This window comes from Myroides sp. 1354 (genome assembly GCF_030324495.1).
GTDB lineage: Bacteria > Bacteroidota > Bacteroidia > Flavobacteriales > Flavobacteriaceae > Flavobacterium.
Genome location: NZ_JACAGN010000006.1, coordinates 1 through 23,069 on the forward strand (window position 1 = coordinate 1; position 23,069 = coordinate 23,069).

18 protein-coding genes and 1 pseudogene are annotated in these 23,069 nt (G+C 35.1%); 16 read left to right on the forward strand and 3 right to left on the reverse strand.

All coding sequences use genetic code 11. The features are described 5' to 3' along the window. From HX004_RS07945 to HX004_RS07980, 8 genes and pseudogenes are all read left to right on the forward strand, one after another. Positions 1-1,570, forward strand: a pseudogene (locus HX004_RS07945) (hypothetical protein); the annotation flags it as partial. A 29-nt stretch (positions 1,571-1,599) separates the two neighbouring features. Continuing rightward, positions 1,600-4,089: a phage tail-like protein gene (locus HX004_RS07950; RefSeq protein ID WP_286441915.1), complete on the forward strand. Its 2,490-nt coding sequence runs from the start codon at positions 1,600-1,602 to the stop codon at positions 4,087-4,089. A gap of 60 nt (positions 4,090-4,149) precedes the next feature. Beyond that, positions 4,150-6,891: a phage tail-like protein gene (locus HX004_RS07955; protein ID WP_286441916.1), complete on the forward strand. Its 2,742-nt coding sequence runs from the start codon at positions 4,150-4,152 to the stop codon at positions 6,889-6,891. A gap of 71 nt (positions 6,892-6,962) precedes the next feature. Next, positions 6,963-8,273, forward strand: a complete 1,311-nt coding sequence (locus tag HX004_RS07960) for a T9SS type B sorting domain-containing protein (protein ID WP_502888469.1) — start codon at positions 6,963-6,965, stop codon at positions 8,271-8,273. Between the two features lie 11 nt (positions 8,274-8,284). Next, complete coding sequence (locus HX004_RS07965; protein WP_286441918.1) at positions 8,285-9,217, forward strand: PorP/SprF family type IX secretion system membrane protein; 933 nt, start codon at positions 8,285-8,287, stop codon at positions 9,215-9,217. A 12-nt stretch (positions 9,218-9,229) separates the two neighbouring features. Further along, on the forward strand, positions 9,230-11,182 hold the full coding sequence (locus HX004_RS07970) for an OmpA family protein (RefSeq protein ID WP_286441919.1): 1,953 nt from the start codon (positions 9,230-9,232) through the stop codon (positions 11,180-11,182). A gap of 272 nt (positions 11,183-11,454) precedes the next feature. Next, positions 11,455-12,762, forward strand: coding sequence for a T9SS type B sorting domain-containing protein (locus HX004_RS07975; protein WP_286441920.1), 1,308 nt, complete (start codon positions 11,455-11,457; stop codon positions 12,760-12,762). 11 nt (positions 12,763-12,773) lie between these two features. Further along, on the forward strand, positions 12,774-13,706 hold the full coding sequence (locus tag HX004_RS07980; protein ID WP_286441922.1) for a PorP/SprF family type IX secretion system membrane protein: 933 nt from the start codon (positions 12,774-12,776) through the stop codon (positions 13,704-13,706). 119 nt (positions 13,707-13,825) lie between these two features. On the opposite strand, the gene HX004_RS07985 is transcribed toward HX004_RS07980, so the two are convergent. Continuing rightward, entirely contained in the window at positions 13,826-14,455 is a 630-nt protein-coding gene (locus HX004_RS07985; protein ID WP_286441923.1) for a methyltransferase domain-containing protein, read from the reverse strand. Positions 14,456-14,541: 86 nt separating this feature from the next. Further along, entirely contained in the window at positions 14,542-15,024 is a 483-nt protein-coding gene (locus HX004_RS07990; RefSeq protein ID WP_286441924.1) for a GNAT family N-acetyltransferase, read from the reverse strand. Between the two features lie 285 nt (positions 15,025-15,309). On the opposite strand from HX004_RS07990, the gene HX004_RS07995 reads away from it, so the two are divergent. The 5 genes from HX004_RS07995 (at position 15,310) to HX004_RS08015 (ending at position 19,116) form a co-directional block, all read left to right on the forward strand. After that, positions 15,310-15,741, forward strand: a complete 432-nt coding sequence (locus tag HX004_RS07995; RefSeq protein ID WP_286441925.1) for a hypothetical protein — start codon at positions 15,310-15,312, stop codon at positions 15,739-15,741. Positions 15,742-16,018: 277 nt separating this feature from the next. Next, positions 16,019-17,260 carry an ornithine--oxo-acid transaminase gene (rocD, locus tag HX004_RS08000; RefSeq protein WP_286441927.1) on the forward strand — a complete coding sequence of 414 codons (1,242 nt, stop codon included), beginning with the start codon at positions 16,019-16,021 and terminating at the stop codon, positions 17,258-17,260. A 61-nt stretch (positions 17,261-17,321) separates the two neighbouring features. Continuing rightward, positions 17,322-17,936, forward strand: a complete 615-nt coding sequence (gene pncA / locus HX004_RS08005; protein ID WP_286441929.1) for a bifunctional nicotinamidase/pyrazinamidase — start codon at positions 17,322-17,324, stop codon at positions 17,934-17,936. Beyond that, positions 17,937-18,482: a hypothetical protein gene (locus tag HX004_RS08010; RefSeq protein ID WP_286441930.1), complete on the forward strand. Its 546-nt coding sequence runs from the start codon at positions 17,937-17,939 to the stop codon at positions 18,480-18,482. Between the two features lie 46 nt (positions 18,483-18,528). Continuing rightward, positions 18,529-19,116 (forward strand): putative outer membrane beta-barrel protein, encoded by a 588-nt coding sequence (locus tag HX004_RS08015; RefSeq protein ID WP_286441931.1) that lies wholly within the window; start codon positions 18,529-18,531, stop codon positions 19,114-19,116. A 290-nt stretch (positions 19,117-19,406) separates the two neighbouring features. On the opposite strand, the gene HX004_RS08020 is transcribed toward HX004_RS08015, so the two are convergent. Next, positions 19,407-20,069: a thiamine diphosphokinase gene (locus tag HX004_RS08020; RefSeq protein ID WP_286441932.1), complete on the reverse strand. Its 663-nt coding sequence runs from the start codon at positions 20,067-20,069 to the stop codon at positions 19,407-19,409. 130 nt (positions 20,070-20,199) lie between these two features. Here HX004_RS08020 and HX004_RS08025 point away from each other — a divergent pair, with 130 nt between their 5' ends. The 3 genes from HX004_RS08025 to lpdA all read left to right on the forward strand — a co-directional run bounded on the left by HX004_RS08025 (position 20,200) and on the right by lpdA (position 22,980). Next, on the forward strand, positions 20,200-20,505 hold the full coding sequence (locus HX004_RS08025; RefSeq protein ID WP_286441933.1) for a rhodanese-like domain-containing protein: 306 nt from the start codon (positions 20,200-20,202) through the stop codon (positions 20,503-20,505). 85 nt (positions 20,506-20,590) lie between these two features. Continuing rightward, complete coding sequence (locus HX004_RS08030) at positions 20,591-21,469, forward strand: diacylglycerol/lipid kinase family protein (protein ID WP_286441934.1); 879 nt, start codon at positions 20,591-20,593, stop codon at positions 21,467-21,469. Positions 21,470-21,576: 107 nt separating this feature from the next. Beyond that, positions 21,577-22,980, forward strand: a complete 1,404-nt coding sequence (gene lpdA / locus HX004_RS08035) for a dihydrolipoyl dehydrogenase (protein ID WP_286441936.1) — start codon at positions 21,577-21,579, stop codon at positions 22,978-22,980. The last annotated feature ends 89 nt before the right edge of the window (positions 22,981-23,069 follow it).

Consider the following 23,069-nt stretch of genomic DNA (forward strand, 5'->3'; position numbering starts at 1 on the left):
TGATGAAAATAAGCAACCTGTAGTAATTAGCTGGGATGCTTTAGGAAATACAAAAATCAAATCATTTGTAGCAACGGATGAATTCTTAACAATCACCGATACAGAGAACAATGTGTTTGCTGTGAAGATGGATGACTTAGGGAAAATCATCGCGAACAACAATGTATTTGTAACTGAACTGGTAGAGAACCAGGAGTTTATCACTAAGTTAGGAGATAGCAATGAGTTTAAAACAATTATAAAAGGTAATTCAGCAACGTCAACAGTAACATTAACAGATGAAATAGTGAATGCAAAAGCTGTGAAAGCTGGATTTACATTTAATAATGGTAAAGATCTAACTAAAGTTGAATTTGCAGAAACGTTAACTGCAATGGAAAAAGGAGCGGATGCAGCAGGTTTAATTGAGTACTATTTTGTGGATGAAACAGGAAATCATGATGATGTTATAATCCAAGTGACACAAGATATTATCACAGATTTTGCTAAAATTATAAATGACAATACTGTAAAAACGTTGTTACAGCAGTTCATTTCTTCAGCTACAGGAGATGTTTCTATAGTGAGAGAGAATGGTGATTTAGTTATTAAGACTGCTACAGATAGTTTCAATTTAACAGAAGAGATAAAAAGTAAAGAAACGAAAACAACACTTACTTCTGTGAAATATCCTGTATTTGTGTATTTAGATGATGTTAATGGAGAGTTGTTAGAAGTACATGAGGAAATAGAACGTTCTAGTGAGACTTACGTAAGAACATATGATGTAACGAAGTATGTTTATAACAATGAGGCAAATGAGAATGTAGAAATAAAAGGAACTGAGTTATTTGGTGCAATCGGCGGAAATAGTTTAGAGACAATTACCTCATTAACCTTAGAAGAAAATTATGCAGGTTTAGGGAAAGCTTTAGTGTATGAGAACGAGGAAAAATCGAAGAGTCCAATTTACCTAAAGGATATTTTTGATAACTCAGAAACTCTGACAAAATTAGAAATGAAATTAGATAACCGTGAGTTAGTCTATACAGATGAAGTGAAGAATAAAACAATTCTAGCATTCAATGACATGGTTCAAGAACCTTGGTATACTGGAAGTGACGTTCAAGCAACGAAAAATGATCAGGATATCTATACCATGGGGTGGGTAGGAATTGGTTACAAAACAAAATCTACTGCACCAAATGAACGATTACGAGTGAACGGTAGTATTACAGCAACAAATAGTTATTATGCTGATTATGTATTCGAGAATTATTTTGATGGATATTCTTCACTGAAATATGATTATTCATTTAATGATTTGAATACAGTTGACAGCTATATTAAACTAAACAGACATTTACCTGGAATTACACCAATTAGTGAATTGGAAAAAACAGAGTCTGGTTATTCATTTAATGTATCCGAATTGTCTATTCAACTATTAGAAAAGACGGAGGAATTGTTCTTACACGTAATTGAGCAGAAGAAAGAGTTAGATCAAAAAGCGGATGAAATTCAAGTGCTTAAAAATGAAGTAAGAGATCTAACGGAGCGTTTAGAAGCAATTGAAGCGCTTTTAAAATAATCAATTGTATAAGTCAAAATAGTTTATTGATGAAAAAATTAAATTTGAAACCTATTCAATATATAGTATGGATAATGGTAGCTATATTTTTTAATATAGCTACTGTATTCGGACAAACTAATCTTCATACAACAAAGATTAAGGATGGTTCCGTAGCCAATAGTGCTCAAACGGCAGCGCCGGCGACACTATTGGAATTAGAAAGTTCTACAAAAGGATTTTTATTACCTCGTATGACAACTGTAGAAAGAAATGCAATTAATATTTCTGATGTTGAGCGTGGTAATGGTTTAGTGATCTACAATACAGATACAGATTGTATTAATTATTGGAGTAGAGAGGGTAATCGTTGGTTGAGTTTATGTGGAACTCTCCCTCCAGCAATTATAGATATAACAGCTTGTAATCGAATTGTATTAAGTGCATCCGGACATGATTATTTAGAGCAAGGGAAATATCTGAAGATTACAGATCTTTTATATGTACAATTAGAGGTTCAAGAAGCCGGATCTTATCATATTACAGCAACTCCTAACCCGGAAAATGGATATTCATTTAGCAAAAGTGGAACATTTAATGCACCAGGTGTTTATACTGTAGCATTAGAAGGTTTAGGAACACCGTTGTTGGGAAATGAAACTCCAGGTGATTTGATTACATTCTCTATTAATGGGAAAATAAGTACACAATGTACAAATACTCGTATTCCTGTAAAACCATCAGATCTTAATTTTATAATTAAAGAACCGCAGAATGTTACAGCAACTTGGAGTGCCTATATTGGAGTGCCATTAAATGCAAATGACAACAAAGTTACAATGGAAGTTAATGTAACTAGAACAGGATTTTGGAGAGTACAAAGTAATACAGTTAATGGAATGTCTTTTAGTGGTTCTGGAGAATTCACTAGAGAAGGAAGTCAAAATATTGAGGTTGTTGGACAAGGTACTCCCAATGTGTCTACCCTTACTTCAAATCCAAACGTATTTACATTTACTACCAATTCAATTAGCAATACAAACCCTACAAATGCAAAAGTCATGGTTAATGTTAAACCAGTAGATTTTGAATTAGTTTGTGATGATACAAATAACAAGATTGAAATTAGAGGGGATTATCAAGAAGATACGCAACTATCACAAGGAAATTCAATTTTAATTCCAGTTAAAGTTTTAGCTCCTGGGACGACTTCATTAGAGTTAAAAGGACATTTTGTTGTTGGAAATGCAACAACTCCAGTTAGTTTCAAAGCGAATAATGTTAATTTATCATTTAATGCAAATAGAAATAATATTCAGTTTGTTACGCTTTATCCAGATGCTGTAAGAATACCAAAAGGGACAACAGCAATTAAATTTACGAATTTAACACCTGGAATATCAGCTATTTGTACAACTTTCCCTGAAATTGAAGTGGAAGTTCAACCAATACGTTATAGTGTGTTATGTCATACGGTTCGCGTACAAGGGTCATATTTAGTAGATGCAAATCATGGAGCAGGTAATTATATTGAGCTTCAAGTAAATGTGGATTACCCTGGACCATATACAGTTACAACGAATGAAGTAAATGGTGTTAGTTTTGTTGCATCTGGTACTTTTACAGGGCAAGGACAACAAACAATTCGTTTAATACCAACGGCAAAATATACAGTAGGCGGTAGTTTAAATTATACGATTACAACGAATAGTCAAGCTGGAACAACAACTTGTTCAGCTATGGTAGACGTTCGCTTTAGAGATATTGTAGTGTTGCGTTTAGGTTTAAATAACTATGGTCCTTCAACATCAAATACGTATGCAGGTGGAGCTATTTTAAATAGTAGAGTAAACTTTGGACCAACTGGAAAAGTAAAAGTAAATAGTATTAGAATTTTAGATACTTCTTTGCAAGGAGAGAGTCTGCGTAATTATATTAGTTCAAATAAAGTAGATATTATTGTCAATGTTATTGGATACAATGCTACTGCTGCAACAAATGATGTGTTATTAGATTTTGTTAGAAATAAGAAAGGAGTATTGATTACTGGAGATGAAAATACAGTACATACAACAACGAAAAGCTTTATTGAAGCTCTAACATCAAGTAGTGGAATTACGTATAATAGTAGCTTTACAATGGTAAATCCAGTATTAAGTAGTGCAAATAATGACCCAATTATCAACGGAACTTTTGGAAACTTAAGCGGAAAATATCTTGGTAATGACGCTACGAATGGATGGTATTATAGCAATTTGCCAAGTAGTATAGTTCCTTTAATTAGCAAACAAAATGATGCTTCTTCTATTTGGGCATTAAAACACAGGGATTTAGGATATGTTTTTGTTGGAGATGGTGGATGGTTTGTAGGAACAGCAATTAATACAAGTACAAATGTTTGGCCTTCAAGATATTTGGCAGATGGGACTCCTAAAGCCAAACCATATTATCAAGGAACCGAAGTGTATAATAGTGTGTTATATGCAAATGTTATGGCTTGGGCCATCGAATATGTAAAAGAAAATAAACACACAGACTAATTAAAAAGAAGCTGAAACCAAATCAAGTGTTTCAGCTTCTTAAATCTAAAAATAATGCATATGAATTTTGAAATGAAACCATATAAAATAGTGTATTATACACTACTCGCTGTCTTTTTTAGTATGACAATTGGTTATGCTCAAAATCCAACAAACAAAAGAGGAATGAAACTTGAAGACAATTCTGTGAGTTTCCCTTCAAATGAAATGCTTCCTTTTAGTATTTTGGATTTAAGTTCAGCAGAACGAGGTTTTCTCTTGCCTAAATTAACAACTGAACAGAGGAGAAATATTCCTAAAGCAGATTTGCAACAAGGTTTAATGATTTATAATACAACCATTGATTGTATGGAATTTTATAATCAGACAAGAGATCGATGGTTGAATTTATGTGGAGAAATTGAACTAGCAACATTTGTAATTCAAGATAGTAAATGTTCAAAAATTCAAATTGAAGGAAATTATTTTGAGGGTGTTTTCTTAAGAGAAAGAACGAATGTGATTTTCTTAGAAGTCAATGTATCTACGCCAGGAACTTATCAAGTAGAAGCAACGGCATATAATGGAGGCAATCCTAATGGGTACGCTTTTCAAGGAGCGGGAATCTTTCCCGAAGCAGGAAATTACCACATTGTACTAAGAGGTACAGGTACTCCTATACAAGGGTATGTGAGAGATGGAAATGGAGCTCCAACAAGTCAAGGAGATACAATAAAATTTATTTTAAATGGAAAAGAATCTAGTTGTATTATCTACAATTTTGTAGAAAAGGAATCATTGAAATATAAAATTAATAGAATTGATCCAGTAGGTAAATTTTATACTGGAGTGCCATTAACAAATGCTAAAAGTGGAGATTTAGAAGCAACACTTGTTGATATAACAATGGGTGGAACTGTAGAGATTCACACAGTAGATAATAATGGTATTAGCTTCTCAGGAAGACATACTTTGTCTAATGCTGAAATTGCTTCAAGAACTGCTAAAGTTGTTCTTCGTGGAGAAGGTACTCCTGCAATACCAAAAGATACACCTTTAAACTTTTTTACGAATTCACATGTTCAAGTTGAAATAGGACAGCCTGCTGAGTTTTTCCCTTATACAGTGGGAATAGAACCATTATACGTGAATTTTCTATGTAATAATGCAGCTTATCCGATTAGCCATGAAGGTGTTTTTGAATATAATACTGTTTTAACAGAGGCAAATAAAATCCATGTTCCTATAAAAGTAGTAGCTACGGGGCGTGGTGAAGTGGTAGGAACGGTGGAAATCACAGGTACAGGATATGGTCAACAAACAGAAAAAATAGAATTTACTTCTGGAAAAATAGATTTTGAATTTAATAATCTAAGAGATGATGTTCAAAATGTAGTGTTGAAGCCAAAATGGGGTACAGGAAAACCAACAGTGGGAAATAAAGACATTGTTGTGAAATTAAAATTAACTTCAAGAGGTGCTCATGAGTATGACCCATCTTACCCAATTGAAGAAAGTATTGTAAACGGTTGTGATTACAATATTCCAGTTATTGGAGCACCTGTAATTTATGAGTTGAGAGATGTTCGACTATTTAGTAGATTTAGATCAATTACACAATCAGGTAATCCATATTACATTACACCAAAAACAAAAATGCCTGATGAGGGAAGTAATGAGTTTGTACTATATGTAACCCTAGTTCCTCAAACGGCAGGTGAATATGAAATTAAAACGAATACACTAAACGGAGTATATTTTTATGGAAAAGGAATTATTGAAGAGAGTGATGTTACTAGAAGATCAAAGGAAATTATATTAAAAGCTTATGGTAAGTCAGATAGAGATTTGCCTCGAGCACAGGCTTTGTATACATTGACAGGAAATAGTGAAGTTCCACAAAGTACACCAGCACGTGTTTATGTAGATTATGTATATCGTCCAATGAAGATGTATTCTATAGGTGGAAGTAGTGAATCTTGGCATCCAGGTGGAAATAATGGTTGGAGTTTCTCTGGAGGTCCTCGATTAGTTCGATCACTTGACAACTTCTCTTGGAATGGAGTAGTTAGAATTGATAAATTGGATATAATTGGGATAGCAAGTGCTCAATCAAGTAGTTATATTAACACTTCTGTAGATATGTCAAATACTTCAAATGCATCAACATTCAGAAGTAGATTAAATCAGGCAGATATGGTATTTATTGGAGGATATAATGCTGCAAACTTTGCGAAACAAGACACCCAATTATCCTTTTTAGCAGATTATGTAAAACGCGAAAATGGAGTATTGATGTATGGAGAAGGGAATGATGTGCATATGAGAAGTTTCTTCCAAAAATTAGGCTATAATATTTCAACTCAGGATTATTCTAGATCTGCAGTTAGTAGAGTCGTATCTTATCCAGGAACAGCAAACCCATTAATTTTAGGGAATAACTATTCTTATTTTGGAAGTACTTATCAAAATATTTCTTTACCAGGACGCAATATTAGAAGTGGAGGTTCAGCTTCGACATTTAGTATTACCAATTTGCCTAGTGATTTTGAAACTATTGCCTATAACGGAAGTAGCAATTTAAGTTTTGCATATGTACACAAAACATTAGGATTTGTTGGAGTAAATAACTCCGTTTTCATGGGGGGATATGTAACAACTGCAGGAGCAACTAATACAAAAGCGGATAATTATCCGATGAACTCAACAACGAATGGTACACCTTTAGTAGGAAATGATACCTATAATTCTTGGTTCTTACTGAATCTTGTGCATTGGGCTATTGACTACGCACAGGAACATCAACCAAACGTAGTGAAATAGTAAGAAATGTAAACTAAGGGATCCGAATGTTTTTAAATCATTCGGTTTTTCCTTTCACTTAAGTAAGAGATATGATGAAGAAAATAATATATACAATATTGCTATTTGGGTATGGTAACATTTTGCTTTATGCTCAAGAAGTAGAAAATAAAATTGTCAATGAAGGAGAACTTTCTGTATCTCCAGAAGGTTTAGTTTCCTTTGAAAGAACCTTTGAAAATCAAGTATCTGGAGATGTCACGAATGACGGCACTGTGCTATACTATCATGACTTTATCAATGATGGAGGATACAGTTCGACTGAAGGTAGGACTACCTCAACTACGATTTTCACAGTTGAGGGTATGCCGACAACAGCGAAACAAATCAAGGGAAATGAGATAGCCTCCTTTTACAATGTGATTTTTGATAGCCCAGTGAGTAAAGTAGCCTTTGATTTAAAGAACAATATTGATGCTTCTGGTTTGGTTGATTTTCAGCAAGGAATCATTTTAGTTGATTCAACCTATAACCCAATTACGAAGGTTTCCCATGGGATGTTTACCTTTAAAAAAGGAGCTAAAGCTCAAGCTATGGGAGATGCATCTCATATTCAAGGAGCGGTGGAAAAGATTGGAAATGAGGTTTTTATATATCCAATAGGGGGTGGCGAACGATACCGTCCCGCTCGAATTTCAGCTTCTAAAGCTGAGGGAGATATTTTCGTAGGTCAATATGTTTATAAGGATGCAGCTTTTTTCGCCTCTCGTCCCAACAAAGTTGGAGTAATCAAGGCAATCAATGACCAAGAATATTGGATTGTTGATAAAGGGTCTGATAAGCAAAGTGATGTGTTATTGACACTAACTTGGGATGAGTCAACTACTGCACCTGAAGTTTTAACCAATCCAGAAGAAGAATTACACATTGTTCGCTGGGATGCCAAGCAGCAGCTATGGGTTGATGAAGGTGGTGTAGTAGATATGTCTACTAAAGAAGTGACGACTATTGGAATAGTAAAAGGATATGGGGTTTTCACCTTGGGTACAGTTAAAAAGGACTGGATTCTAGATGGTGATATTGTAATCTATAACCTGGTTACTCCTGATGGAGATGGGAAGAACGATTACTTTATCATTGACAACATCAAGAACTATCCGAACAACAAAGTTGAGATTTTCAACCGTTGGGGCGCTCGTGTCTATGAAACAACAAACTACGATCCTTATGGTGATGGAAGCACCAATGTTTTTAAAGGTTATTCAGAAGGAAAGGTTACAGTTGACAAGGGAATGAAACTTCCAAGTGGGACGTATTATTACGTCATCACTTATGAGTATACTGATGCCAATGGGAGTCGCATGATTAAAAAGGCGGCCAACTTACACCTTGAAACCAATTAAAAATGCAAGTAATGAAAAGAAAAATCACAATAAAGCAGGTATTGATGTACGGTTTAGGCTTGTTGAGTATGCACCAAGCTTTTTCACAACAAGATCCTCAATATACGCAATACATGTATAATCCCGCAGTGATAAACCCTGCCTATGCAGGTAGTGTGAATAATTTACAGATTTTTGGTTTGTATCGCACCCAATGGGTTGGGCTCGAAGGGGCTCCAAAAACAGCCTACCTTTCAGCGACAACCCCACTTACGGATAATGGATTGGGATTGGGTGTTCACTTTAAGAACGACCACTTAGGGGTGATGGATGAAAACAGTTTATCTATTGATTTGGCTTACTCTGTAGACTTAAACCATCAGTATAAGTTGTCTTTTGGACTAAAGGGAGCAGGATCTCTCTTAGATGTGGATTATGATAAGTTGTATATCTATGACAGTACAGATCCGATTTCAGAAAGCAATATAAAAAATAAGTTTTCAGGAAACGTAGGGGCAGGGGTTTACCTTTATTCGGATAAAGCTTATGTTGGACTTTCCGTACCGATGATTCTCTCTAGCAACATCTACAACGCCAATGATTACAAAGTCATGAAAGAGAAAACTCATTTTTATGTGATGGGAGGGTATGTCTTTGATATCAATCGCGATATTCAATTTAAACCAGCGACCTTAGTAAAAGTGATGACAGGAGCTCCTTTGCAGGTTGATGTAACGGCTAACTTCTTGTTCTATAATAGATTTACTCTAGGGGCTGCCTATCGTTGGGATGCATCTGTTAGCGGACTCGCTGGATTTCAAATCACGGATGGATTATTTGTTGGGTATACGTATGATGCGGATACCAGTAAATTATCGAAGTACAATTCTGGATCGCATGAGATCTTCATGAAGTTTGAATTATTTAATAACAACAGGAGAAAAGTCGCCCCACGATTTTTCTAAAGACCAGCTTATATGATTAGAAAAAATATACACAAAGGCCTTTTGTTTTGTTTCTTGTTGTCAAGCGTAATCAGCTTTGGACAAACAAGAAAAGAGCGCAAAGCCAATCGCGAATATGATAATTTTGCCTATGTCGATGCCATTAAGTTTTATGAAGGTATGGTGGACAAAGGGGAAATCAATACCTCTATTTTGAGTAAGCTAGGCGATTCTTACTATTTCAATGGTAAATTTGTTGAAGCTTTTAAGTGGTATGATGAGTTGTTTCAGGGTAATTATCCTGACAAGAATACAATAGCATTAGATAAAGAGTATTACTACCGTTACGGTCAAACGCTCAAGGCGGTGAATCAGTTGGAAAAAGCAGATGCTGTTTTACGCGAATTTGCTGAACTTAAGGCCAATGATTCTAGAGCACAACTGCTTATCACCAATAGCGAACTGCTTGAACAAACTATTGGTACTTCACGTTTTACGTTGCTGAATCTCTCTACTAATAGTGAATATTCAGATTATGGAGCTACACTTTTAGACAATCGCTTGATTTTTACCTCTGCACGTGAGAATGAAGAAATGAAAAACAAGGTACACAATTGGACCAATCAACGCTATACTAAGTTGTATACAACGATTATTAGAGAGGACGGCAGTTTTGACAATCCTGTGTTGTTTGCCAAGGAAATTGCCTCGAAAGAGCTCAATATGGGATCTGCTATTTTTAGCAAAGATGGCAACACGATGTACTTTACTAGTAACAACGGTAGTGCAGGAGGTAAAAAAGCCCAATACAACGAGGATGAATCTTCTTTGTTGAAGATTTATAAATCCCGTAAACAAAGCGATGGTAGATGGGGAACCATGGAAGCCTTGCCCTTTAACTTGGATGGTTACAACACGGCTCACCCTGCGTTGACACCCGATGAGAAGTGGATGTATTTCGTTTCAGATCGCCAAGGAAGTTTAGGTCAGTCAGATTTGTTTCGCGTAAGTATGTTTGCTACGGGGCGCTTTGGCCAAGTCGAACATCTTGGAGATAAAGTCAATACCGCAGGGCGAGAAACCTTTCCGTTTATTTCGAGTGATTATATGTTGTATTTCTCGAGTGATGGTCACCCAGGATTTGGAGGTTTGGACTTGTACAAAGTAAAAATCAATCACGATGGACAATTGGGAGTTCCCGTTAATTTAGGCCCTGACATTAACAGCGGATTTGACGACTTTGGTATTTATATTGACGCAGCCACAAAAAAAGGATTTGTGAGTTCAAATAAAACAGGAAGTTTAGGCAGTGATGATGTTTATTTGTTTGTAGAAAAACCCTGCTATCAAATTGTGGATGGTGTGGTATCAGATCTCGAATCCCTAGGAGGTATTCAAGGGGTTGAAATCACAGTATACGATAAGCAGAATAAAATTGTTGAAAAGGTGTATACCGATGAACAAGGTTATTATAGTGTCGAGAAGTTATTCTGTGGTCAGCAATATCGCGTTCAAATCAACAAAGAAGGGTATTTTACCAAAGAATTTGAGGTAAATACCAACCGTGATATTCAACAGCGTATAAATATTCAAATCGAGCTCATTAATAAAGGAGATGACTTGTTCAAGAAATTAAAATTGTCACCGATTCACTTTGATTTTGATTCTGCTACAATTCGTCCAGATGCAGCAATTGAATTGATGAAGGTAGTTAATACCATGTTAGAGCATCCGAAATTGATTCTTGATGTTCGATCACATACGGATAGTCGTGGAGATGATGGATACAATATGAAGTTATCTGAACGTCGTGCACAAGCTACCATTCAATGGATGATTGTTCAAGGGGTTGAGGCTAGTCGATTAACAGGTAAAGGTTATGGAGAAAGTCAATTAGTCAATCACTGTAGAAATGGAGTAGATTGTACAGATGAACAGCACGAAGAAAACCGTCGAAGTGAGTTTATTATTGTGAACTTACTATAACTATAATATAAGTAATTTAATTTTTTTGAAAAAGGGATTAGCTGACAACAGCTAATCCCTTTTTTTATGCTACACTCAAATAGGTAAGCAGGAAAAAAAGGAATAGAAAAACAGTGTATTGCAAAATATTTTTTTATCTAAACTTCTTGTTTTTTAGTGTTTTGATTTTGTTTTTAAATATAAATCAAAGATTGAGATTTTTTTGGTACGGTACTTGATAAACTGTAAAAGAGGGGATTTTATTTAAAAAAATCAAATAAATAAAAGGACGTATGAAAAACGAAAAAAAGATTATCGCTTTAATCGCAGTATGTAGTAGTATAATAATGCACGGACAAAATTCGAGTCAAATAGTAAACGAAGGTTTATTTACTATTTCATCTGGGAATTTAATTTCTTTTGAAGGAGCTTTTGAGAATGTTGCTTCAGGAGAGGTGACGAATGATGGAACTACCATTTATTATGAGAACTTTATTAATAATGGAGCTTATGGAAATACGTCAACAAATACAACCTCAACAACGATTTTTACCGCATATGAAAACGCAGTACATCCCAAACAAATTGCAGGTAATCAAATGGCTTCTTTTCGACATGTAACTTTTGATAGTTCAGTAAATAAGGTGGCGTTTGATTTGAAAAACAATATTGATATTTCTGGAACCGCGAGTTTTCAAAATGGAATCATCCTCGTTGATTCAACCTATAATCCGATAAGCAAGGTATCAAACGGGATGCTTACTTTCAAAAAAGGAGCTAAAGTAGAAAATGTTAGCAATGCTTCTTATGTTCAAGGAGCCATTGAAAAAATAGGGAATGAAGCTTTTACTTATCCTAGTGGAGATGATGGAAAATATCGCTATGCAACAATTTCTGCGCCTAAGGGAAAAGACGATGTTTTCGTTGGACAGTACGTATATAACGACAAAGTTTTTTTTGATAAACATCTAAATACTGAAGGTGTTGTAAAAAAAGTCAATACCAAGGAATATTGGATTATAGAAAAAGGTAATGAACAACAAAGTGATGTTTTACTGACCTTAAGTTGGGATGAGTCGACCACATTAAAAGATGTGTTAATCAACCCAGAAGAAGAACTACACATTGTGCGTTGGGATTCAAAAAAACAGTTATGGGTAGATGAAGGAGGTGTAGTAGATATGTCTGTAAAAGAAGTAACGACCATGACAACAGTAAAAGGATATGGTTTTTTCACCTTAGCAACGGTGAAGAAAGAGTGGATGACAGAAGGAGATGTCGTGATCTACAACTTAGTAACAGCGAATGGAGATGGAAAGAATGATTATTTTATCATCGAAAACATTCAAAATTATCCCAATAATAAAGTAGAGATTTTCAACCGTTGGGGAGCAAAAGTATATGAAACTACAGGATATGATCCTCATGGAGATGGCAGTAGTAATGTCTTTACTGGATATTCAGAAGGCAAGGTGACTATTGACAAAGGGTCTAAACTACCAAGCGGAACTTATTACTATGTAGTGACCTATGAGTATAAAGACGCCAATGGAAGTCGCATGATTAAAAAAGCGGCGAATTTACACCTTGAAACAAAATAAAAGCACAAGTTATGCAAAGAAATAAAACGATAAAAAAAACACTGTTATTCTGTTTAAGTTTATTGAGTTTTCAGCAAATAAATGCTCAACAAGATCCACAATATACCCAATACATGTATAATCCTGCAACGATTAATCCGGCTTATTCAGGAAGTGTAGATCGAATTCAAATTTTTGGACAATATAGAACGCAGTGGGTAGGATTAGAAGGGGCACCTAAAACTGCACATTTATCGGTAACAACCCCTTTAACAGATACAGGTTTAGGATTGGGGGTTCACTTTAAGAACGATCGTTTGGGAGTCACAGACCAAAATGATTTATCCATCGATTTAGCTTATGCAGTTAATCTAAATTACGATTATAAATTGGCTTTCGGATTGAAGGCAACGGGATCTCTTTTAGATGTAAATTACAATAAATTACATATCTATGATGGTACTGATCCAGTTGCTGAAAATAATATTGTCAATAAATTTTCAGGAAATGTAGGGGCTGGAGTGTATTTATATTCGCATAAAGCTTATGTAGGGTTATCCGTTCCAATGGTTTTCTCTAGTAATAAATACAATGATAATGAGTATAAAGTAATGAAAGATAAAGCTCATTTTTATTTGATGGGAGGTTATGTATTTGACTTGAATCACGAGATCCAGTTCAAACCTGCAACGTTGGTCAAAGTTGTTCCTGGAGCACCTTTACAAGTTGATTTTACAGCAAACGTCTTATTTTATGAAAAGTTTACTTTAGGCGCTGCTTATCGTTGGGATGCTTCTGTTAGTGGATTAGCAGGTTTTCAAATTACAGACGCCTTGTTTATAGGGTATACGTATGATGCTGATACAAGCAAGTTAGCCAAATACCATTCAGGCTCTCATGAAATTTTCATGAAGTTTGAATTGCAAAATAAAAAGAGAAGAAAAGTTGCGCCGCGATTTTTCTAAAAATATAAAAGAGTCATAATTTTTTTTTATTGTTCTTACTGCTTGGAAGCAAGCAGTATATCGGAAAAGGAGTATCTCAATTGAGTTACTCCTTTTTATATTTATATCGATAGGCTACTTTATGAAAGTACATTGGATTTTAATACGATGAAGCGCTCTGAGATTTTGAGTATCTCAAAATCATACTGTTGAGCTATGTATTCAAAGGTTTGAGCTGTATAAATAAAAACATGAGTCTCGTCTTTGCGATAATACCAGGATTCAAAAGGCCGTTGATTTTCATAGAGATGAGTCATAATCAACAGTAATCCTCCTGACTTTAATAGGCTTTTCAGGTGGATGATTTCTTGATGAGGATGGTGAAAATGTTCGAAAACCTCACAGCTGAAAATATAGTCATACTGGTGATTGACATAGGATTTATCTGGATAAAAATAAGGATCATACAAGTGAACCGAATACCCTCGATCAATCAACTGTTTCGTGATAACAGGTCCCTTTCCACAACCAAAATCCAATCCTAAGGTATCAGATGAAAAGCAGGCCAAAACCTCATTGGTAATTGGAGAAGTGAATTTTTGATATCCCAAATCGTTGACGTCATTATTGTGAAACTCATAGTGGCGCTTCTCCTGTTCGGATGAAAAATAATAGTCTACATCTTTGACATAAGCGAAACAAGTAGCACAGTGGAAGTATTGTGGATCTATTTTAGATGTGAGCGGGTTTTGACAAAGAATACATTCCATAAAAAAACAAGTTTTTACAAGTGATAGACAAAGATAGTTGGATTTGCTTGTGTAAAGAAGAAATACAAACGCCTTTCATTTCGCATTTATAAATGCAATTCATATAAATGAAGTGTTTCTTCTTTAGGACGTATGATTTTTAAAAAATGAAACCCCAAACGAGTTAGTAATTTAATTGAGCTTTTATTTTCGGCTAAGGTAGTCGCATAAAGTTTAGGATACAATTGATTTTTCTTCAGTTCTACTGTAATGCGATGTGCTGCTTCATAAGCATATCCCATATTCATATATGGAGGTAAAAAAGCAAATCCTAAATCATGTGCATCCAAGTAATCTCTTTTGATAAGTGAAACAATACCAATGGGCGTTTGATTCGTTTGTAATCGAACAATCCAATAGGTGAAAAGAGGATTGTCTAAAATATTTTGAATGTAAATCTGTGTATCTAAGGCGCTGTCAATATTGCGGTTACCAATGAATTTTAACCAGCCAGGGGTATTGACAATAGCCAGGATAAAAGCATTGTCGTGGTGATCAAGTGTAGTAAGTAGTAGTCGCTCTGTTTGCATAATATTCAACGTATTGGAAAGAAAACCTGGAAGTGCGAAGGATGATGCTAAATCAAGTATTCTATCCTCAGGTACAACGGATTAAATATACGTTTTTTTGTGAAAATAATTCGGGTTCTATTGTTTTTTAAGCGCAAGGTAGAATAAAATAAAAATAGATAAAAGATCGGATGAATGACGAAATATTCTCCTTATTATTCTGAAATTTAATAAACAAGAAAAGATAAGGTGTGGTTAAAATCTAAAATATGTTGTAATTTGCAAGGAGCAAAACAACGAAAAACAATGAGAAAGAAAATTAATGTATTAGCCGCTTTATTTTGTCTTGTTTCCTTTAATTTAAAAGCACAAACGTTAGAAATTTACAGCAATAATAAAGCACAAGAATATTTGGGATGTTTGAATTGTCCTTCAGAAAATAAAAACTCGGTGTGGAATTCGAGTGGAATCTATGGCAATGAATACAATAAAAAGTCCATTTGGAACAAATATGGGATTTATGGAGATGATAAGAGTAATTTCTCCCCTTGGAATCCACATGCAGAAAACCCACCGATGATTAAAAAAAATGGAGAATTTCACGGTTATTTTACGTTGAATGAAATCATGGGACAGCGTGTAGAAGTGAAGCTCACCCGTATGTTGTATGATTATTATATCGATCTCAAAGAAGATCCAACCAAATGGGGAGAAATCGAAGAACAATTAAAGAAATAAAATAAAGAAAAAGTGATTCAATGGGATTGAATCGCTTTTTTTGTCCTATGTATTTTGTGATTTTCACACAAGATTGAGGGGATTGATGAATAAAGAGGATAAAACAAATCAATTGAATTAGTAGATTGATTTGTTTGAATGAGATTTACACAAAATAGAAAATACAAGCATTCGCTTTTTTTGTTTAAAAGAGTTTAAAATTGGGTAGAGGGATGTATTTTTCGAATTATATACATAAAAAGCAGTAAATTGCAGGTAAATTAAAACAGCTACTATTATGTCAGGAAAAATAACTTCAGAACAAGCGATTGCTTTAGAAAACCAATACGGAGCACATAACTATCATCCACTACCAGTTGTATTATCAAAAGGTGAAGGGGTGTACGTTTGGGATGTTGAAGGGAAAAAATACTACGATTTTTTATCTGCCTATTCTGCAGTAAACCAAGGGCATTGTCATCCGCGAATTGTTGAGGCTATGATGAAACAAGCCAATACTTTAATGTTGACCTCACGTGCTTTTTACAACGATCAATTAGGTGCTTACGAAAAGAAAATCACAGAATTGATGGGATATGAAAAAGTATTGCCTATGAATTCTGGGGCGGAAGCAGTGGAAACTGCGTTGAAAGTTTGCCGTAAATGGGCCTATGAGAAAAAGGGAATTGCTGAAAATCAAGCGAAAATAATCGTTTGTGAGAACAACTTTCACGGTAGAACAACCACTATCATTTCTTTCTCTAATGATGAAGAGGCTAGAAAAAACTACGGACCTTATACAGATGGTTTTATCCGTGTAGCATACGATAATATTGATGCACTTCGCGCTGCTTTAGAGCAAGATAGCGCTTCTATTGCTGGTTTTTTAGTAGAACCAATTCAAGGAGAAGCTGGAGTATATGTGCCTCAAACAGGATATTTAGCAGAAGCTAAATTACTATGTGAACAACACAATGTATTGTTTATTGCCGATGAAGTACAAACCGGAATTGCGAGAACAGGGAAAATGTTGGCCATCCAACACGAAAATGTAAAAGCAGATATCCTAGTTTTAGGAAAAGCTTTATCGGGAGGGGCTTATCCAATTTCTGCAGTACTAGCAGACAATGAAATCATGGACGTAATCAAACCAGGACAACACGGATCTACTTTTGGAGGAAATCCGATGGCCGCAGCTATTGCCATTGCAGCTTTAGATGTTGTATTAGATGAGAAATTAGCAGATAATGCAGAACGCTTAGGTCAATTGTTCAGAAGTGAGTTAACAAAATATATTGAAACAAGTAATATCTGCTCATTAGTACGCGGAAAAGGATTGTTGAATGCTATCCTAATCAATGATACAGAAGATAGTGATACGGCTTGGAATATTTGTTTGAAATTAAGAGATAATGGACTATTAGCAAAACCAACACACGGCAATATTATTCGTTTTGCACCACCTTTAGTAATGAACGAAGAACAATTGTTGGATTGTGTTTCTATTATCGTAAAAACATTAAAGGAATTTGAGAGATAATAGAAAATAATATATTTTTTGTTTCTTTTTTTGTTATAATTTAAAATAAAAGTAGTAACTTATGAGAGCTTTATTGGTAGTTGATTTACAGCTTGATTTTTTACCTAACGGAGCCTTAGCAGTGTATGAAGGAGATTTAATTATTCCCCGTATTAATGCAATACAAGAGCGTTTCGAGCTGATTGTAGCGACGCAAGATTGGCATCCTTTGGATCACCAAAGTTTTGCTTCTCAGCATTCCAATCAACAAGTGTACGACCTTATAGAATTACAGGGAATACCACAGGTCTTATGGCCAGATCACTGTGTACAAGGTACGGTTGGAGCTTCCTTTAGTGAAGCTTGGAACAGTAATTCCGTTGCAGCTGTATTTCGAAAAGGAATGAACAAGCAAGTCGACTCCTATAGCGGTTTTTACGATAATAATAAAATCGATTCAACAGGACTTTACGGTTTTTTGAATGATAAAGGAGTAACCGAAGTCTATGTTTGTGGATTAGCAGCTGAATTTTGTGTGTTTTATACCGCAATGGATGCAAAAAAAGCAGGATTTAAAACTTATTTCTTAGATTTTGCAACCAAGCCAATTTCAGCAGAAGGACTGCAACAGGCCAAAGCCATGTTGATAGAGAACGAAATTACTATCGTAAATACGAGTGAAGAATTGATGGTGTAAATGAAAAAATACAACGCAACTAATTTTTTTAAACATACTTATTGTGAATGGATAGAAGTTCCATTAACGGAAATAGCCGATAAAAAACCTAATTTCAAAAGTGAAAAAGGCAGTTGTTATTTCTTCAATCAAGAAGGTATTTTTAGATATGCTAATCATTGGGGGAGAGTTGCGAATTGTAGATGGAAGTTGATTTCTGATACACATACCAATCAAGGCTATACCGTGGGGTATGCCGCTTGGTCAAGTTTTTATCCCAATGATGAAAGAGAAAATAACTATGTTATAAGTGTTAATTTTTTGCAAAAAGAAGTGACGTTTAAACATTATGCAAGTCTCAATGGCAGCAGCGATGCGTTTCGCAGAAATGCCAAAGATACAGCGAAGCGTATAAGCGAAATTAAGAAAGTACTTCTATCGGATGAGTGGGCAAAATACCTTACACATTCCAATATAGAAGAACTGAGACAATATTTAATTAACGGTCTTGTCAGTACGAATAAAAGCTTGTTAGTATTAAAACGAGAGTTTTTATCCCAATCTTGATGAAGATAGCTAAGAAAAATAGGTAGAATTAAAAAAAGCAAAAAAGATGAAAAAGATTACATTGATTGCAGCAGTATTGTTAGGAAGTATGACAATTGCACAGGCACAAGACAAAGGTAAATTAGTAGAAACACCAAAATTATCTGAGAAAGTTGGAGAAACACCAATCAAAAAAGGAAACTGGATTGTGGGAGGTGCTCTAGGATCTACGGGTTATAGTTTTGAAGAAGAAAGTTTCAATATTAATGTAACACCAAGAGCGGGTTACTTTATCTCGGATGGAATTGCAGTTGGTCTTGAAATTGGAACAGGGTTTCAAACAGTAAAAGACGGCGATAACATTTGGAGTTATAAAGTTATGCCATTTGCAAGATACTACTTCCCAGAAGGAGCTAGTGCTACAGGACGTTTCTTTGGACAAGGTGCTATTGGTCTTTCAGGTGCAGAAATTGCAGGTGAAAGTGATACATCGTTTGCATTTAACATTAATGCAGGGTATTCTCACTTTGTAAGCCGTAATGTTGCTTTAGAAGCAATTGTGGGATACAACTACAGTAAATCTAATCAAGCAAGTGCTTCTGCACATAACGGATTAGGATTATCTCTAGGTTTCCAAATTTTCTTAGGAAAATAGTGAATTAGAAATTTTGTTTTAAAATAAAAAGGGTATTTCAGCAATGGAATACCCTTTCTGTTATCAGTGAACGGTTATCAGTTATGGGTTATCAGTTATCAGTTATCAGTTATCAGTTATCAGTTATCAGTTATGGGTTATCAGTTATGGGTTAATTTTCTGATTTAAGGATATATATTCTTTAATCGATAATCTGGCGAAAAAGCAACTAGCGAAAAAACGCAAAAGCAAATCTAAAGGTTATCAGAGATTTCACTACCTCACCAACTCACCAACTCAACAAACACCCTCTAATCCGTACATTCCATTAACAACAAATCTCCACTTTCGTACGTGATACTTACAATTCCATCTTCAACAACACTATTGCTGGATCCTGTTCGAATACCCAATGCTAATTCCTCATTTTGCAAGGGATAATGTAAATTTGTAGTCGTAATTCCTCCTGCCTTACCAACGGGAATTAACGATAGAATCGTGTCTTTTGTATACCATTTCTTATAGGTATTTGGCAATCTGAAAATTTTGGAATAATCATCGAGAATGACAATTTTCATGCTATCGCGATATTTAACCAAAGTGGTAATATTCGTAAAAGTATGATCAGCTCTTTTGCCCGTTGCCCATACTACATTCGCTGCTTTTATTCCTTTAGTAAGTAGAAAATTCAGTGCTTTTTCCAAATCTGTAGTTTCTTGATCCGAACTGTGTACAATTTCCAACGGATATTGTTTAGCCAGATAAATCGAAGGATCAAAATCTCGGTCAAAATCGCCAATCAATACATCGACTTTAATATTTAATTCAATAACTCGTTCTATGGCTTGGTCTAATACGACGATATAAGGGGACCACTCCAATAATTGATCTAGTAAATCTTGACTACAAGCTGCTCCATTGGCAATAATCAATGCAGGCTCTTGATCATCTCGAACGATGTGGTGTGAAGACATAAAATTTTTCTTGTATTTAAGAAGACAAAGTAAAACAATAAATCCTACTAAAAGTCTTTTTTTAGCGCGAAATAATAGATAAAATACAAAATAACTTTATCTTTGAAGCTATTATAACAAGTAATCAGAAATGGATTTAACACAAGAACAATGGTGGGAACAATATCAAAAAGATAGCAATGCTGTTATTTTAGATGTTCGCACTGATGAAGAGGTAGAAGAAGTAGCAATTCCCAATGCAATGAATATTGATATCTATAAAGGACAAGGTTTTTTAGATGCAGTAGAGCAATTGGACAAAACAAAAAACTACTATGTATACTGCAAAGCTGGAGGAAGAAGTAACCAAGCGTGTATGTTGATGAACCAATTAGGGTTTGAAAATACCTTTAATTTACTTGGAGGAATTACGGAATGGGAAGGACCAACCGTATAGAAAGTCAACATAAGTTGGCTTTTTTGTTACAATAAAAATAAAACGCAAATCATTAGTATTTGTTTCAATCCCTTATTGTCGTTATATGACTCATATTCACTTTATCGTAAATCCTATTTCGGGAAAAGGTAAACACAATATTACTGAAGAACATATTAAAACGTTTTTTCCCAGTGAAAAATACCAAGTGGTGGTTCATTTGACCACGCATAAAAAACACGCTATTGAACTAACAAAACTAGCATTAGCTCAGGGAGCTACTATTATTGTTGCTTGTGGAGGGGATGGTACTATTCACGAAGTAGCTACGGAGTTAGTACACAAAGATGTGCTTTTTGGCGTAGTGCCTGTAGGTTCAGGGAATGGATTGGCTTCTAATTTGTCAATTCCAAAGGATATTGATAAAGCACTTGAGGTAATCCAACGACAATCCGTTGTCACTATGGATGTAGGGGTGCTAAATGGGGAGTATTTCTTTAGTAATATGGGATTTGGAATTGATGCCACTATTATTGAACAATACGAAAAATCAGGCAAGCGAAAATTGGGTTCCTATATTCGTGCAGCCTTGAATTCTGCTCAACATTATAAGGCTAAGCAAATGCGCGTAACCTACAATGGTATCACCAAAGAGGTTAATCCCTTGTTGTTATTTATTTCCAATTCCAACGAAATGGGATATAATATGAGTTTGACACCTAAAGCGAGTTTAACAGATGGATTGTTGGATTATTTAATGGTCCCAAAAATTGGAATTTTAAAACAATTGACCTTTGGGTTGTATGTTTTATTGAAAAAAACAGAAAAATTTAGACGTACCGATTATGTGCAAACCACAAAGATTGAGGTTGAAATTAACAACAGTCCAAAGAACGGAGCACAAATTGATGGAGAATATTATGAATTTAATACCAACCATTTTGTAATCGAAGTCGCACAAAAGAGTTTAAAAGTTATTTGTTAGTACAAAAACGATTTTTTATAATAAAAACAACACTTGAACGTGTAAAGAGTTATTTTAGAAAGCGTACATTTGTACATCGTATATAAACATCAAAAAGTTAAAAAAATATGAATTCATTTGACGTAGTTGTAATTGGTTCAGGGCCTGGTGGATATGTAGCAGCAATCCGTTGTGCCCAATTAGGTTTTAAAACTGCAATCGTAGAAAAATATGCAACCTTAGGTGGAACTTGCTTAAACGTAGGTTGTATCCCATCTAAAGCTTTGTTAGCTTCTTCTCATATGGTAGAGGAGATGAAACACTTTGCAGAACACGGTATCGAAATTGCTGGTGATGTAAAAGTAGATTTAACAAAAATGATCGAGCGCAAACAAGCGGTTGTAGACCAAACTTGTTCAGGAGTAAAGTTCTTGATGGACAAGAATAGTATTACAGTATTCGAAGGAGTTGGATCATTTGAAAATGCAACTACAATTAATGTAACGAAAAACGATGGTTCTGTAGAACAGTTTGAAGCAAAACACACCATTATTGCTACAGGTTCTAAACCGTCAACTTTGCCTTTTATTCAATTAGATAAAGAGCGTATCATCACATCTACAGAAGCATTAAAACTTCCTGAAGTACCGAAACACTTAATCATTATCGGTGGTGGAGTAATCGGATTAGAATTAGGTCAAGTTTATTTAAGATTAGGAGCGCAAGTTTCTGTTGTAGAGTTTGCAGATCGCATCCTACCTACAATGGATGGAGCTGTTTCTAAAGAATTGACAAAAGTACTAAAGAAACAAGGAATGAAATTCTACACCTCACACAAAGTACAAGGTGTTGTACGTGAAGGTGATGTAGTGAAAGTTTCAGCTGAAGATAAAAAAGGTGAAATCATCACATTAGAAGGAGACTACACTTTAGTAGCAGTAGGTCGTCGTCCATATACAGACGGATTGAATGCTGAAAAAGCAGGAGTAAAAGTTACTGAAAGAGGACAAATTGAAGTAAATGATCATTTGCAAACGACAGCGTCTAATATTTATGCAATTGGTGACGTAGTTCGTGGAGCGATGTTAGCGCATAAAGCGGAAGAAGAAGGAGTTTTAGTAGCGGAATATTTAGCAGGTCAAAGACCACATATCAACTACAACTTGATTCCTGGGGTAGTATACACTTGGCCGGAAGTTGCTGCTGTTGGTAAAACAGAAGAGCAATTAAAAGCAGAAGGCGTTGCTTACAAAGTAGGTAGTTTCCCTTTCAGAGCTTTAGGACGTTCTCGTGCTAGTGGTGACTTAGATGGATTAGTGAAAATTATCGCTGACCAAACGACAGATGAGGTATTGGGTATTCACATGGTAGGTGCACGTGCTGCTGATTTAATTGCAGAAGCTGTAACAGCTATGGAATTCAGAGCTTCAGCAGAAGATATCTCAAGAATGTCTCATGCTCACCCTACGTTTGCAGAGGCGATTAAAGAAGCAGCTTTAGCTGCGACTGAAAACCGCGCATTACACGTATAGGTTAAGAAAATATTTGTTAAAAAAAGAGTCTAAATGTCTATTTAGACTCTTTTTTATTTTTAGTCATACAAAAAAGAATATATTTGTTT

Coding starts and splice junctions, on each gene's coding strand:
- lpdA (WP_286441936.1), top strand. CDS start 21,577: ATGAATTCATTTGACGTAGTTGTAATTGGTTCAGGGCCTGGTGGATAT.
- HX004_RS07960 (WP_502888469.1), top strand. CDS start 6,963: ATGATGAAGAAAATAATATATACAATATTGCTATTTGGGTATGGTAAC.
- HX004_RS08025 (WP_286441933.1), top strand. CDS start 20,200: ATGGATTTAACACAAGAACAATGGTGGGAACAATATCAAAAAGATAGC.
- HX004_RS07995 (WP_286441925.1), top strand. CDS start 15,310: ATGAGAAAGAAAATTAATGTATTAGCCGCTTTATTTTGTCTTGTTTCC.
- HX004_RS07980 (WP_286441922.1), top strand. CDS start 12,774: ATGCAAAGAAATAAAACGATAAAAAAAACACTGTTATTCTGTTTAAGT.
- HX004_RS07950 (WP_286441915.1), top strand. CDS start 1,600: ATGAAAAAATTAAATTTGAAACCTATTCAATATATAGTATGGATAATG.
- pncA (WP_286441929.1), top strand. CDS start 17,322: ATGAGAGCTTTATTGGTAGTTGATTTACAGCTTGATTTTTTACCTAAC.
- HX004_RS07985 (WP_286441923.1), bottom strand. CDS start 14,455: ATGGAATGTATTCTTTGTCAAAACCCGCTCACATCTAAAATAGATCCA.
- HX004_RS08010 (WP_286441930.1), top strand. CDS start 17,937: ATGAAAAAATACAACGCAACTAATTTTTTTAAACATACTTATTGTGAA.
- HX004_RS07990 (WP_286441924.1), bottom strand. CDS start 15,024: ATGCAAACAGAGCGACTACTACTTACTACACTTGATCACCACGACAAT.
- HX004_RS07970 (WP_286441919.1), top strand. CDS start 9,230: ATGATTAGAAAAAATATACACAAAGGCCTTTTGTTTTGTTTCTTGTTG.
- HX004_RS07975 (WP_286441920.1), top strand. CDS start 11,455: ATGAAAAACGAAAAAAAGATTATCGCTTTAATCGCAGTATGTAGTAGT.
- HX004_RS07955 (WP_286441916.1), top strand. CDS start 4,150: ATGAATTTTGAAATGAAACCATATAAAATAGTGTATTATACACTACTC.
- HX004_RS08020 (WP_286441932.1), bottom strand. CDS start 20,069: ATGTCTTCACACCACATCGTTCGAGATGATCAAGAGCCTGCATTGATT.
- HX004_RS08030 (WP_286441934.1), top strand. CDS start 20,591: ATGACTCATATTCACTTTATCGTAAATCCTATTTCGGGAAAAGGTAAA.
- rocD (WP_286441927.1), top strand. CDS start 16,019: ATGTCAGGAAAAATAACTTCAGAACAAGCGATTGCTTTAGAAAACCAA.
- HX004_RS07965 (WP_286441918.1), top strand. CDS start 8,285: ATGAAAAGAAAAATCACAATAAAGCAGGTATTGATGTACGGTTTAGGC.
- HX004_RS08015 (WP_286441931.1), top strand. CDS start 18,529: ATGAAAAAGATTACATTGATTGCAGCAGTATTGTTAGGAAGTATGACA.